Here is a 15,665-nt window from a genome sequence, read left to right on the forward strand (position 1 = left end):
ACCGCAGCGGACCGGGACCGGTGAGCGGTCCCCAGAACGAGGCGAAGCTCCGCGACTACCTGAAGCGGGCCATCGCCGACGCCCAGGACGCCCGGCAACGGCTGCGCGAGGCCGAGGACCGGGTGCGCGAGCCGATCGCGGTCGTCGGCATGGCCTGCCGCTTCCCGGGCGGGGCCGGCACGCCGGAGGAGCTGTGGGACCTGGTGGCCCGGGGCGGCGACGCCGTCGGCCCGTTCCCGACCGACCGCGGCTGGGATCTCGACGCGCTGTACGACCCGGACCCGGAGCGCAGCGGCACGACGTACACAAGAAGCGGCGGATTCCTGCCCGACGTCGCCGACTTCGACCCCGCCTTCTTCGGCATCTCGCCGCGCGAGGCCCTTGCCATGGACCCGCAGCAGCGGCTGCTGCTGGAGACGAGCTGGGAGGCGTGCGAACGGGCCGGCATCGACCCGGCGTCGCTGCGCGGCAGCCGCACCGGCGTCTTCGCCGGCCTGATGTACCACGACTACGGCTCGCGGCTGCCGGAGCTGCCCGCCGACCTGGAGGGGTACGTCGGCAGCGGCAGCGCGGGCAGCGTCGCGACGGGGCGGGTGGCGTACACGCTCGGGCTTGAGGGCCCGGCGGTGACGGTCGACACGGCGTGCTCGTCGTCGCTGGTGGCCGTGCATCTGGCGGTGAACGCGCTGCGGCTCGGGGAGTGCGGTCTCGCGCTGGCGGGCGGGGTGTCGGTGATGGCGACGCCGGACACCTTCGTGGAGTTCAGCAGGCAGCGGGGGCTGGCGCCGGACGGCCGGTGCAAGTCGTTCGCGGCGGCGGCGGACGGCGCGGGCTGGGCGGAGGGCGCGGGGCTGCTGCTGCTGGAGCGGCTGTCGGACGCGCGGCGGCACGGGCGGACCGTGCTGGGGGTGGTGCGCGGCTCGGCGGTCAACCAGGACGGCGCGAGCAGCGGGCTCACCGTACCCAACGGGCCGTCGCAGCAGCGCGTCATCCTCGACGCGCTCGTCAACGCCGGGCTGGCGGAGTCGGACGTCGACGCGGTCGAGGCGCACGGTACGGGTACGGAGCTGGGCGACCCGATCGAGGCGGAGGCGCTGCTCGCGACGTACGGGCGGGGGCGTTCGGAAGACCGGCCGGTGTGGCTGGGGTCGGTGAAGTCGAACATCGGGCACGCCCAGGCGGCGGCGGGAGTCGCGGGGATCATCAAGATGGTCGAGGCGATGCGGCACGGGGAGTTGCCCGCGACGCTGCACGTGGACGAGCCGACGCCGCACGTCGACTGGGAGTCGGGTGCGGTACGGCTGCTGACGCAGGCGCGGCGGTGGCCGGAGACGGACCGGCCGCGGCGGGCGGCGGTCTCGTCGTTCGGTATCAGCGGCACGAACGCGCACGTGATCCTGGAACAAGCCCCGGAGGACCCACAGGAGGACGCCGAGGACGCGCCGGCTTCGCGTCCCGGGGCGGTGCTGTGGCCGCTGTCGGCGAAGACGCCGGGCGCGCTGGCCGCGCAGGGCGCGCGGCTGGCGGCGTACGTCGAGCGCCACCCGGATCTGGACCCCGCCGACGTCGCCCACACCCTCGCCACCTCCCGGGCCGGGCACCGGCACCGCGCCGTGGTCCTGGACGCCGACCCCACGGCGCTCACCGCGCTGGCCGAGGGCGCGGATCACCCCCGTCTCGTCACCGGCCCCGACCCTGCTCCCGCGGCCGGCAAGCTGGCGTTCCTCTTTACGGGCCAGGGCAGCCAGTACCCGGGCATGGGGCGGGACTTGTATGTCCGGTTCCCGGCCTTCACCGCGGCGCTGGACGAGGTGACGGCGGCCGTCGATCCACATCTCGACCGTCCGCTGCGTGAGGTGATGTTCGCCGCGGAAGCCGAGGTGCTGGCGCAGACGCGCTACGCGCAGCCCGCGCTGTTCGCGCTGGAGGTCGCCCTCTTCCGGCTCCTCGACCACTGGGGCGTCACACCGGACTACCTGGCGGGCCATTCCATCGGCGAGGTGGCGGCAGCTCACTGCGCGGGTGTGCTCGATCTTGGGGATGCGGCCCTGCTGGTCGCCACCCGCGCCCGCCTCATGCAGGAGATGCCCGCCACCGGCGTGATGATCTCGCTGCGTGCGTCCGAGGAGGAGGTCGCTCCGCATCTCACCGAGGGTGTGACGATCGCGGCGCTGAACAGCCCCACGTCCACGGTCATTTCCGGTGACGCGGCCGAGGCCCGTGTGGTGGCCGAGGGGTTCCGTGCGCGTGAGCTGCACGTCAGCCATGCGTTCCACTCCCCGCACATGGACGGGATGCTGGCCCCGTTCCGCGAGGTCGTCCGCACCCTGACGTTCCACCCCCCGCGGATACCCCTGGCCGGAGACCCGGCCAGCCTGGTGGACCCGGAGTACTGGGTCCGTCAGGTCCGCGAGCCCGTCCGCTTCGCCGACGCCATCGACGTCCTACGCGCCGAGGGCGTGACGACGTACGTGGAGACGGGACCCGACGCCGCGCTCGCCACCCTCGCGACGGAATGCCTCACCGACACCGACACCGACGCCGACGCCGACGCCCCCAGCCTCACCGTCCCGCTCCAGCGCCGCACCCGCGACCAGGCCCCCACCCTGCTCACCGCCCTGGCCACCCTCCACACCCACCACGCCGCCACCCCCGCCTGGGGCACCCTCCTCCCCACCGCCCGCCTCACCGACCTGCCCACCTACCCCTTCCAGCGCCAACGCCTCTGGCTCGACGCGCCCCCCGCCTCCGCGACCGCCGGCCACCACCCGCTGGTCGGCCCCGCCGTCGAACTCGCCGACCGCGACGGCGCGACGGTCTTCGCGGGCACGCTCTCCCTGCGCACCCACCCCTGGCTCGCCGACCACGCCGTGGCGGACTCCGTCCTGCTCCCCGGCACCGCGTTCCTCGAACTCGCCCTCCACGCCGCCCGCCACACCGGGCGCACCGCGCTGGACGAACTCGTCCTCACCGCGCCCCTGGCGATCCCGGCCACCGGCGCCGTCGAGCTTCAGGTGACCGTCGAGGGCGCCGAGGTCGCCGTCCACTCCCGCCCCGCCGGCGACGACGGCGGCCACGGCTCGCCCTGGACCCGCCACGCCCACGGCACCGCGGCGGAGACTGCGGCGGCCCCCGCCCCGACCCCCGCCCACGCCGGGCCCCCGGCCGGCGCCACGCCCGTACCGCCGGACGAGCTGTACGCGCGCCTCGACGCCGCCGGTCTGCGCTACGGCCCCGCGTTCCGCGGCCTGCACGCCGCCTGGCGCCACGGCGACGAGGTCTACGCCGACGTCGCCCTGCCCGACACCGCCGCGGACACCGGCGCCACCCCCGGCGCCGGGCAGTTCACGCTGCACCCCGCCCTCTTCGACGCCGCTCTCCACGCCGTGGCCCTCACCGGGGACGAGCGGGACGGCACCGGGTTCCTGCCGTTCAGTTGGACGGACGTGCACGTCCACCGCCCGCAGGCGGGCGCCCTTCGGGTACGTATCGTCCCCACCGGCGCCCACGCCGTCAGGGTCGACGCCACCGACCCGGAGACCGGCCAGGCCGTCGTCTCCGTGGGGACGTTGCTGCTACGCCCCCTCGCCCTCGCACCGGACGAGTCGCTCCACCGCCTCACGTGGACGCCGCTCCCCGCCGCCGACCCGACCGACAGCGCCGCAACCGACAGCGCCGCGACCGACAGCGCCGCGACCTGGGCCGTACTCGGCTCCGGCAACGACGACCTGCTCGCCGCGCTGCCCGCCGCCCGGCCCGTACCCGCGCTCGACGCAGCCGTCCTGCCCGAACCCCCCGACGTCCTCGTCCTCCCCGTCGCCACCGACGACGCCCCCGGGCCCGCCCCGGCCGCCGCGCACACCGTCGCCGTGCGCACGCTGGACACGATCAACGCGTGGCTGGCCGACGAACGCCTCGCCGCCACCCGCCTCGTCGTCCTCACCCGCCGCGCCGTGGCCGTCGCCGCCGACGAGGACCCCGACCTCGCCGCCGCCACCGCCCGCGGGCTCGCCTGCGCCGCGGCGGCGGAGCACCCCGGGCGGCTGGTCCTCGTCGACACCGACGGCACCGCCGAGTCGTTGCGCGCCCTGCCGCGGGCCGTCGCCTCCGGCGAGCCGCAACTCGCCGTGCGCGCCGGGGCACCGCTCGCCGCCCGCCTCGCCCGCGCCGCCGCCCCCGCGCTCGTTCCGCGCGACGACACCGAGGCGTGGCGGCTCGACGTGACCGAGCCCGGCTCGCTGGACAACCTGGCGCTGCTGCCCGCCCCCGAGGCGACCGCGCCGCTGCCGCCGGGCCACGTCAGGCTGTCCGTACGCGCCGCCGGGCTGAACTTCCGCGACGCGCTGGGCGCCCTCGGCATGTACCCGGGCGAGGTGGCCATCGGCGGCGAAGCCGCCGGGATCGTGGTCGAGACCGCGCCCGACGTCACCGACCTGGCGCCCGGGGACCGGGTGTTCGGGATGGCACGGGGCGCGATCGGCCCCCTCGCGACGGCCGACCGGCGGCTCCTGGCGCCCATGCCCCGCGACTGGACCTTCGCGCAGGCAGCGACCGTCCCCGTCGTCTACCTCACCGCCTACTACGGCCTGGTGGACCTCGGCGCCCTCAAGCCCGGCCAGTCGGTGCTGGTGCACGCGGCGGCCGGGGGCGTCGGCACGGCGGCCGTGCAGCTCGCCCGGCACCTGGGCGCCGAGGTGTACGGCACGGCGAGCCCCGGCAAGCAGCCTGCGCTGCGCGCGCTGGGGCTGCCGGCCGACCACGTGGCCTCGTCCCGCACCCTCGACTTCGAGGCAGCCTTCCGCGACGCGGGCGGCGGCATCGACGTGGTGCTCAACTCGCTCGCCCACGACTACGTCGATGCCTCGCTCCGGCTGCTGCGGCCCGGCGGCCGGTTCCTGGAGATGGGCAAGACGGACATCAGGGACGCGGATGCGGTACGCGCCGCGCATCCCGGCGTGGAGTACGCGGCGTACGACCTGATGGACGCGGGCGCCGCGCGCATCGCCGAGATGCTCGCCGAGGTGATGGGCCTCTTCGGCCAAGGCGCGCTCACGCTGCCGCCGTTGACGGTCTGGGACGTACGCGACGCACCCGAGGCGTTCCGCCACCTGAGCCAGGCCCGGCACCGCGGGAAGGTCGCGCTCACCGTGCCGCGCCCGCCGGACCCGGACGGCACGGTGCTGGTCACCGGCGCCACCGGGGCGCTGGGCGGGCTGATCGCCCGCCACCTCGTCGGCGCGTACGGGATACGCCACCTGCTCCTCACCGGCCGGCGGGGCGCGGCGGCACCCGGCATGGCCGCACTCGTCGCGGAACTGGCGGACCTGGGTGCCGCCGTCACCGTCGCCGCCTGCGACGTGGCCGACCGGGACGCGCTGGCCGGGCTGCTCGCCGGCGTGCCGGCGGCGCATCCGCTGACCGGCGTCGTGCACGCGGCGGGCGTGCTGGACGACGGGGTGCTCGCGTCGATGACGGCGGCGCGGCTGCGTAGCGTCTTCGCGCCGAAGGTCGACGCGGCGTGGGCGCTGCACGAGCTGACGCGGGACGCCGACCTGGCGCTGTTCGCACTCTTCTCGTCGGCGTCCGGCACGCTGGGCTCGCCGGGGCAGGCCAACTACGCGGCGGCGAACGCCTTCCTCGACGCCCTCGCCCGGCACCGGCGGGCCCGCGGGCTGCCGGCGGTGTCGCTGGCGTGGGGGCTGTGGGACCAGCCGGGCGGGATGAACGCCGCTCTGGGCGAGGCGGACCGGGCGCGGCTGGCGCGGGCGGGGTCCGGGGCGCTGTCGGCGGCGGAGGGACTGCGGCTGTTCGACGCGGCGCTGGGCGTCACGGAGGCGGTGTCGCTGCCGGTCAAGCTGGACCCGGCGGCGCTGCGCGGGCGGGGGGACGACGTGCCGCCGCTGCTGCGCGGGTTGGTGCGGGGCACGTCGGGCGGGGGCCGGCCCGTACGCGGGCCGCGCCGGGAGGGTGCGCCGGCCGCGGCCGGAACCCTCGCGCAGCGCCTCGCCGGCGCGACCGGCGCCGAGCGGCGGAACGCCGTACTCGACCTGGTGTGCCGCGAGTCGGCCGCGGTGCTCGGGCACGCGGACGCCGGGGCGCTGGCGCCGGACGCGGCGTTCGCGGAGCTGGGCTTCGACTCGCTGACCTCCGTCGAGCTGCGCAACCGGCTCGCACGGGCGACGGGCCTCAGGCTCCCGGCCGGGCTGCTCTTCGACCAGCCCACGCCGTACGCGCTGGCGGACCACCTCACCGGACTCCTGACGTCCGCCCTCGCGGAGCGGACCGCCGACGCGCCCCCGGGCGCCGACGAGACGGCGGCCGTGCGCGACGCGCTGGCGCGCCTGTCCCCGGCGCGGCTCCGCGAGGCCGGGCTGCTCGACGCGCTGCTCGCGCTGGCGGCGAACGACCAGGCGCCGCCGCCCGCACCGCCCGAGGAGACGGGCGGGACGGACGAGACGGACGACGTCGACTTGGACTCCCTGGACGTCCAGAGCCTCATCGACATGGCCCTGGGCGACGCCGACGCCGACTCCGACCCGGGTGAGACGCGATGAGCAACGCACCGTCGACCGAAAGCCTCGTCGAGGCCCTGCGCAAGTCGCTGCGCGAAGGCAAGCAGCTCAAGCGCGAGAACCAGCGGCTGACCGAGGCCGCGCGCGAGCCGATCGCGATCGTCAGCATGGCCTGCCGCTTCCCCGGCGGCGTCGGCTCGCCGGAGGAGCTGTGGGACCTGGTGGCCGCCGGCCGCGACGCGGTGACCGCGTTCCCCACCGATCGCGGCTGGGACCTCGACGCCCTGCACGACCCCGACCCGGACAAGCCGGGCACCTGTTACGTACGCGAGGGCGGATTCCTCGACGGCGCGGGGGACTTCGACGCCGAACTGTTCGGCATCTCGCCGCGTGAGGCGCTGGCGATGGATCCGCAGCAGCGGCTGCTGTTGGAGACGAGCTGGGAGGCGTTCGAGCGGGCGGGCATCGACCCGTCGTCGCTGCGCGGCAGCCGTACGGGCGTCTTCGTGGGCGGCGTACGCCAGGACTACGGCCCCGCGCTGCACGAGACCGTGCCGGACGTGGCGGGCCACCGCCTGACCGGCATCGCCGCGAGCGTGCAGTCGGGGCGGGTCTCGTACGTCTTCGGGCTCGAAGGGCCCTCGGTGACCGTCGACACCGCGTGCTCGTCGTCCCTGGTCGCGCTGCACCTGGCGGTGAACGCGCTGCGCGCCGGGGAGTGCGGGACGGCGCTGGTGGGCGGCGTGGCGGTGATGACGAGCCCGGGCGTCTTCGTGGAGTTCAGCCGGCAGCGGGGGCTGGCGCCGGACGGGCGGTGCAAGTCGTTCGCGGCGGCGGCGGACGGCACGGGGTGGGCCGAGGGCGTCGGCGTACTGGCCCTGGAACGGCTGTCGGACGCCCGGCGCAACGGCCGGTCGGTGCTGGCGGTCGTCCGCGGCTCGGCGGTGAACCAGGACGGTGCGAGCAACGGTCTGACCGCGCCCAACGGGCCGTCCCAGCAGCGCGTCATCCGCGCCGCGCTCGCCAACGCCGGGCTCGGCGCGGGGGATGTCGACGCGGTCGAGGCGCACGGCACGGGCACGCCGCTGGGCGACCCGATCGAGGCGGAGGCGCTGCTCGCGACGTACGGGCGGGGGCGTTCGGAAGACCGGCCGGTGTGGCTGGGGTCGGTCAAGTCCAACATCGGGCACGCGCAGGCCGCGGCGGGAGTCGCGGGGATCATCAAGATGGTCCAGGCGCTACGGCACGGGGAGTTGCCCGCGACGCTCCACGTGGACGAGCCCACGCCGCACGTCGACCTGTCCTCGGGCGCGCTCGCGCTGCTGACCGACGCGCGGGAGTGGCCGGAGGCGGACCGGCCGCGCCGGGCAGGGGTGTCCTCGTTCGGCATCAGCGGCACGAACGCCCACGTGATCCTGGAACAGGCCCCGGCCCCCGCCCCGGGCACCCCGATGGACCCGCCGGCGCCGCCCGCGCGCCCCGCCCTGCTCCCGCTCCCGCTGTCGGCGAAGTCCGACGCCGCCCTCCGCGCCCAGGCGGCCCGGCTGCTGGAGCACGTCGAGGAGCGGCAGGACGAGCCGGACCTCGCGTCCCTGGCCCGCTCCCTGGCGACGACGCGGGCGACGCTCGACCGCCGCGCGGTGGTGCTGGCGAGCGACCGCGACGAGTTGGTGCGGCGGCTCGCGGAGGTGGCGGCCGGGGAGGCGGAGCGGCCGGGGCACATCGCCTCGGCGCGGGACCTGACGGCGTTCCTCTTCACGGGGCAGGGCAGCCAGTTTTCGGGCATGGGGCGGGAGTTGTACGCGGCCTTCCCGGCGTTCGCCGCGGCGCTGGACGAGGTGACGGCGGCCGTCGATCCACATCTCGACCGTCCGCTGCGTGAGGTGATGTTCGCTGCGGAGGCGGAGGTGCTGGGTCAGACGCGCTACGCGCAGCCCGCGCTGTTCGCGCTGGAGGTCGCCCTCTTCCGGCTCCTGGAGCGGTGGGGTGTCACGCCGGACTACCTGGCGGGGCATTCCATCGGGGAGGTGGCGGCAGCTCACTGCGCGGGTGTTCTCGATCTCGCGGATGCGGCCCTGCTGGTTGTGACCCGTGCTCGCCTCATGCAGGAGATGCCCGCCACGGGCGTCATGATCTCTCTGCGGGCCTCGGCGGAGGAGGTCGCTCCGCATCTCACCGAGGGTGTGACGATCGCGGCGCTGAACAGCCCCACGTCCACGGTCATTTCCGGCGATGCCGACGCCGCCCGTGCGGTGGCCGAGGGGTTCCGTGCGCGTGAGCTGCACGTCAGCCATGCGTTCCACTCCCCGCACATGGACGGGATGCTGGCCCCGTTCCGCGAGGTCGTCCGCACCCTGACGTTCCACCCCCCGCGGATACCCCTGGCCGGAGACCAGGACCGTCTGGTGGACCCGGAGTACTGGGTCCGTCAGGTCCGCGAGCCCGTCCGCTTCGCCGACGCCATTGCCGCCCTACGCGCCGAGGGCGTGACGACGTACGTGGAGACCGGGCCGGATTCCGCCCTGACCACGCTCGCCACCGAATGCCTCACCGACGCTGACACCGACACCGACACCGACACCCCGAGCCTGACGGTTCCTCTCCAGCGCCGTACCCGCGACCAGGTCTCCACCCTGCTCACCGCCCTGGCCACCCTCCACACCCACCACGCCGCCACCCCCGACTGGGACGCGCTCCTCCCCGAAGCCCCCCTCACCGACCTGCCCACCTACCCCTTCCAGCACCAACACCACTGGCTCGCCCCCGCCTCCACCGCCCGCGACGTCAGCCACGCCGGCCTCGGCGCCACCGAACACCCCCTCCTCGGCGCGGTGGTCGAACTCGCCGACGCCACCGCCGACGGCCTCGTTCTCACCGGCCGCCTCTCTCTCCACACCCACCCCTGGCTCGCCGACCACGCCGTCTCGGACACCGTCCTCCTTCCCGGCACCGCGATGGTCGAGCTGGCGCTGTACGCGGCCCAGCAGCTCGGCGGCGGCCACGTCGACGAGCTGACGCTCGCCGTCCCCCTGCGGGTCCCGGCGACCGGGGCGCTCGACATCCAGGTCGCCGTGGGCGCGGGCGACGCCGACGACCGGCGGCCCGTCAGCATCCACACCCGCCCGGCCGGCGACGGCGACGCGCCGTGGACCCGCCACGCCGAGGGCACGCTCCTCCCTTCCCCCGAGACCCGCCCCGCGCCCCCCGCCGACACCGCGTGGCCGCCGGCCGGCGCCCACGCCGTGGACCTGACCGGCGCCTACCAAGCGCTGACCGGGCGCGGCTACCACTACGGGCCCACGTTCCGCGGACTCCGGCGGCTGTGGCGCGCGCCCGACGGCGACCGGCTCTACGCCGACGTGGAGTTGCCCGCCGACGCCTTCACCGACGCCGACGCCTTCGGCGTGCACCCGGCCCTGCTCGACGCCGCCCTGCACGGCCTCGTGGTCGGTACCGAAGCCCCCGAAGCCGATCCGGCCGCCGAAGCCGCCGAGGCCGCCGCCCCGGTCCGTCTCCCCTTCGCCTGGGCGGGCATCCGCCTGCACGCCGCCGGGGCCACCACCCTGCGCGTACGGATCACGCCCGCGGGACCCGACGCGGTCACCCTCGACGCCACCGACCCGGACGGGCAGCCGGTGGTCACCGTGGAGCGGCTGACCCTCCGCGCGACGGCCCCCGGCGCCGCGACCGCGACCACGGCCGCCGCCCGCGACATGCTGTACCGCCGGGAGTGGATCGCCCTCCCGGACATCCCCCGTACGGAAACGGGTGGTTGGGCGGCTCTGGGCACCGCCCCCTGGACCGGCTTCGACGGGCCCGTCTTCGCCGGCCTCGCCGAACTGGCCGCCGCCGTGACGGCCGGCCGCACCGAGCCGCCCGCCGCGGTCTTCACGTCCCTCACCCCCGCCCGCGACCCGGAGCCCGCGGCGCAGACGATCCACGCGGCCTGCGCCGACGCCCTGTCCCTCGTCCAGTCCTGGGTGGCGGCGGACGGCCTCGGCGACGCCCGGCTCGTGCTGGTGGCCGGGGACGACGTGCCGGAGCTGGTACGGGAGCCGGTGCAGGCGCTCGTACGGGTCGCGGAGGCGGAGTCCCCGGGCCGGTTCGTACTCCTGGACCTGGACGGGACGACCCCGACCCCGGACTCCGTAGGAACGGCTCTGGCCGCCGGAGAGCCGCAGGTGGCGCTACGGAACGGGCGGCTCACCGCTCCCCGCCTGACCCGCCACACCCCGCCCCCCGACGCCGACCGCGCCCCCGCCGACTGGGCCGCCGACCCCGACGCCACCGTCCTCGTCACCGGCACGGGCACCCTCGCCGGCCTCGTCGCCCGCCACCTGGTCACCCACCACGGCACCCGCCACCTCCACCTCGTCTCCCGGCAGGGCGACCAAACCCCCCGCGCCGCCCGCCTCCGCGACGACCTGACCGCCCTCGGCGCCACCGTCACCGTCACCGCCCGCGACCTCACCGAGCCGCAGGCCGCCCGCGCGCTCATCGAGGGCATCGACCCCCGCCACCCGCTCCGCGCCGTGATCCACACCGCCGGGGCCGTGGACGACGCGCTGGTCACCAACCTCACCCCGGACCGCCTGCACGCGGTCCTCGCGCCCAAGGTCGACGCCGCCCTCCACCTGCACCGGGCCACCGCCCATCTCCCGGACGTGGCGTTCGTCCTCTTCTCCTCCACCACCTCGACCCTGGCCACCCCCGGCCAGGCCAACTACGCCGCCGCCAACGCCTTCCTCGACGCCCTGGCGCACGCCCGGCCGCGTACCCGCGCGATCGCCTGGGGCCTGTGGGCCGAGACCAGCGGCATCACCGCCCACCTGACGGCGGCGGACCTCGCGCGGATGGCCCGTAACGGACTGCTGCCGCTGGAGACGCGGCAGGCCCTCGACCTCTTCGACGCCGCGATCCGCGACCCGGCGCCGAGCCTCGCGGCCGTACGCTTCGAGCCCTCCGCCCTACGCGCCCGCGCCCGGGACGCGACGCTGCCCCCACCGCTGCGCGCCCTCGCCCCGGCCGCCGCCCCGCGCCGCGCCTCCCGGGCCGCGGGCGCGCCGCTCGCCGACCGCCTCGCCGCGCTCGCCCCCAAGGAGCGGAAGGCGGCGCTGCTCGACCTCGTCGCGGGCGAAGTGGCCGCCGTACTCGGCCATCCGCGCACCACCCCGATCGAGCCCACCCGCGGCTTCAAGGACCTCGGCTTCGACTCCCTGACGGCCGTGCATCTGCGCAACCGCCTCGCCGAGACCGTCGGCCGCCGCCTGCCCGCCACCCTGATCTTCGACTACCCCGACCCCCGGGCCCTCGCCGACCACCTCGGCACCGAACTCCTCGGCGACCGCGCCGATTCCGCGCCCACCGCCCCACCGCCTCCGGCGGCCGTCGACAACGAACCGCTCGCCATCGTGGGCATGGCCTGCCGCTACCCCGGCGGCGTCACCTCGCCGGAGGAGCTGTGGCAGCTCGTCGCCGCGGGCCGGGACGCCGTCAGCGGCTTCCCCACCAACCGCGGCTGGGGCCTGCACACCCTCTTCCACCCCGACCCCGACCACCCCGGCACCAGCTACGCACGGCACGGCGGATTCCTGCACGACGCGGGCGACTTCGACGCGGACTTCTTCGGCATCTCGCCGCGCGAGGCGCTTGCCATGGACCCGCAGCAGCGGCTGCTGCTGGAGACGAGCTGGGAGGCGTTCGAGCGGGCCGGGATCGACCCGGCGTCGGTACGCGGCAGCCGCACCGGCGTCTTCACGGGCCTGATGTACCACGACTACGCCGCCTGGCTCCCGGAGCTGCCGGACGAGGTCGCGGGCTACGTGGGCACGGGCAACACCGGCAGTGTGGCGTCGGGTCGGGTGTCGTACGCGTTCGGGCTCGAAGGGCCTGCGGTGACGGTGGACACGGCGTGTTCGTCGTCGCTGGTGGCGCTGCATCTGGCGGCGCAGTCGCTGCGTACGGGCGAGTGCGAGATGGCGCTGGCGGGCGGGGTCACGGTGATGGCGAGCCCGGGGACGTTCGTGGAGTTCAGCCGGCAGCGCGGGCTGGCCCCCGACGGGCGGTGCAAGTCGTTCGCTGCGGGCGCGGACGGTACGGGCTGGGCCGAGGGCGTCGGCGTGCTGGTGGTCGAGCGGCTGTCGGTGGCCCGGCGCAACGGGCACCGGGTGCTGGCGGTCGTCCGCGGCTCGGCGGTCAACCAGGACGGTGCGAGCAACGGGCTGACCGCGCCCAACGGGCCGTCCCAGCAGCGCGTCATCCGCGCCGCACTCGACAACGCCCGGCTGACAGCCGGGGACATCGACGCGGTGGAGGCCCACGGCACGGGCACGGAGCTGGGCGACCCGATCGAGGCGGAGGCGCTGCTCGCGACGTACGGGCAGGGGCGTTCCGCCGACCGGCCGGTGTGGCTGGGGTCGGTCAAGTCCAACATCGGGCACGCGCAGGCCGCCGCCGGTGTCGCGGGCATCATCAAGATGGTCGAGGCGATGCGTCACGGCGAACTGCCGGAGACGCTGCACGCGGACGAACCGACGCCGCATGTCGACTGGGAGTCGGGTGCGGTACGGCTGCTGACCGAGTCGCGCGCGTGGCCGGAGGCGGCCCGCCCGCGGCGGGCGGCGGTCTCGTCGTTCGGCATCAGCGGGACGAACGCGCACGTGATCCTGGAGCAGTCCCCGGACGAGCCACAGGAGAGCGGGGAGGACGCGCAGCCCGTACGCCCCGGGGCCGCCGTGCTCTGGCCGCTGTCGGCGAAGTCGCCGGGCGCGTTGGTGGCGCAGGCCGCCGGCCTCGGGCGCCACCTGGCCGCGCAGCCCGGTCTCCGCGCCGCCGACGTCGCGTACACGCTGGCGACGGCCCGGGCCGCCCACCAGCATCGCGCCGTCGTCCTGGACGCCGACCCGGCGGCGCTGACCGCCCTCGCCGAGGGCGGCTCCCACCCCCGCCTGATCACCGGCCCGGCCCAGGCGCCCGCGGCGGGCAAGCTGGCCTACCTGTTCACGGGGCAGGGCAGCCAGTTCCCGGGCATGGGCCGGGATCTGTACGCCGGGTTCCCCGCCTTCGCCGAGGCGCTGGACGAGGTGACGGCCGCACTCGATGCGCATCTCGACCGTCCGCTGCGCGAGGTGATGTTCGACGCGGAGGCGGAGGTGCTGGGCCGGACCCGGTACGCGCAGCCCGCGCTCTTCGCCCTCGAAGTCGCTCTCTTCCGGGTGCTGGAGAAGTGGGGTGTGGTTCCCGACCACCTGGCCGGTCACTCCATCGGCGAGGTGGCCGCCGCCCACTGCGCGGGTGTGCTCGATCTCGCGGACGCGGCCCTGCTGGTCGCCACCCGCGCCCGCCTCATGCAGGAGATGCCCACCACCGGCGTGATGATCTCTCTGCGGGCCTCGGCGGAGGAGGTCGCTCCCCACCTCACCGAGGGCGTGACGATCGCGGCGGTCAACAGCCCGACCGCCACCGTCATCTCCGGTGACGCGGCCGAGGCACGCGCGGTGGCCGAGGGGTTCCGTGCGCGTGAGCTGCACGTGAGCCATGCGTTCCACTCCCCGCTGATGGACGGGATGCTGGCCCCGTTCCGCGAGGTCGTCCGCACCCTGACGTTCCACCCTCCGCGGATACCGATGGCCGGAGACCAGGACCGTCTGGTGGACCCGGAGTACTGGGTGCGTCAGGTCCGCGAGCCGGTCCGGTTCTCCGACGCCCTCGACGCTCTACGCGCCGAGGGTGTGACGACGTACGTGGAGACGGGACCGGACTCCGCGCTCACCACGCTCGCCACCGAATGCCTCACCGACACCGACACCCCGAGCCTCACCGTCCCGCTCCAGCGCCGCACCAGCGACCAGCGCCACACCCTCCTCACCGCCCTGGCCACCCTCCACACCCACCACGCCGCCACCCCCGCCTGGTCCGCGCTCCTCCCCACCGCCCGCCTCACCGACCTGCCCACCTACCCCTTCCAGCACCAACACCACTGGCTCGCCCCCGCCGAGGCCACCACCACCCGCGACACCCTCAACTCCTGGCGCTACGCCCTCACCTGGCAGCCCCACGACCCCCCGACCGCGCCCGCCCCCGCCCTCGCCGGCACCTGGCTGCTCCTCGCCCCACCCGACGCGCCCCCGCCCGCCGACCTGGTCGCCGCGCTCGAAAGCGCCGGTGCCGCCACCACCGTCGACCCCGACCACCCCGGGCTGGCAGGCGTGCTCGACCTCGACCCCGGCCCCGTGTCCACCCTTCGCCACTTCCGCCGCCCGCAGCAGCCCGTCCCCGCTCCTCTCTGGACCCTCACCACCCGCGCCGTCCACACCGCCCCGGCGACGCCCCGCCCGACCCCGGCCAGGCCGCCGCCTGGGGCCTCGGCCGGGTCGCCGCGCTCGAACACCCCGAGCACGTCGGCGGCCTCGTCGACCTGCCCCGCGCGCCCCGCCCCGAGCACTACGCCCGCCTCGTCCGGCACCTCGCGACCGCGCACCGCACCCACGAGACCCAACTCGCCATCCGCGACGACGCCGCGTACGTCCCCCGCCTCACCCGCGCACCGCACGCCGGCCCACCCCCGGGCACGTACCACTTCCGGGACGTCTCCCTCGTCACCGGCGGTACGACGGGCACGGGGCTGCTCGTCGCGCGTCATCTCGCCCGCGCCGGAGCCGACCACCTCGTGCTCACCCGCCCGCCGGGCACCGAGGCGGACGGCGGGGGACTTGCCGCGCAACAGGCCGCCGAACTCACCGCCGAGCTGACCGCCTTGGGCGCCGGTGCCGTCACCCTCGCCGACGCCGACCTCCGCGACCGCGCGTCCGTACGCGCCCTTCTGACCTCCCTGCCGCCGGACCGGCCCCTGGCCACCGTCGTCCACACCGCCGAGGCGGACACCTGGTCCCCGCTGGCCGACCTGACCCCCGGCGACCTCGCCGACGTCCTGTCCGTACGCGCCGGAGGCGCCCGCCTGCTCCACGAGCTGACCCTCGAACTCGACCTGGCCCCGACCGCGTTCGTCCTCTTCTCCTCCGTCGCCGGCGTGTGGGGCAGCGCGGGCCAGGGCGCCCACGCCGCGGGCGTCGCGTCGCTCGACGCCCTCGCGCACGCCCGGCGTGCCGCCGGACTGCCGGCGACGTCGCTGGCCTGGGGGCCGTGGGCGGACGT

At 76.1% G+C, this 15,665-nt stretch carries 2 protein-coding genes and 1 pseudogene; all 3 read left to right on the forward strand.

Annotated elements, in window-relative coordinates:
• The first annotated feature begins 20 nt into the window (after positions 1 to 20).
• The gene (locus QBL21_RS00185; protein WP_407566248.1) at positions 21 to 6,554 is read left to right on the forward strand and encodes an SDR family NAD(P)-dependent oxidoreductase; all 6,534 of its coding nucleotides are present in this window, start codon (positions 21 to 23) and stop codon (positions 6,552 to 6,554) included.
• Positions 6,551 to 15,262, forward strand: a complete 8,712-nt coding sequence (locus QBL21_RS00190) for a type I polyketide synthase (RefSeq protein WP_407559886.1) — start codon at positions 6,551 to 6,553, stop codon at positions 15,260 to 15,262. Before QBL21_RS00185 ends, QBL21_RS00190 begins: the two co-directional genes overlap by 4 nt.
• Positions 15,166 to 15,603, forward strand: a pseudogene (locus QBL21_RS00195) (KR domain-containing protein); the annotation flags it as partial. The gene QBL21_RS00190 and the pseudogene QBL21_RS00195, both read left to right, overlap by 97 nt.
• Between the last annotated feature and the right edge of the window lie 62 nt (positions 15,604 to 15,665).

This window comes from Streptomyces sp. 184 (assembly GCF_045781775.1).
Lineage (GTDB): Bacteria > Actinomycetota > Actinomycetes > Streptomycetales > Streptomycetaceae > Streptomyces.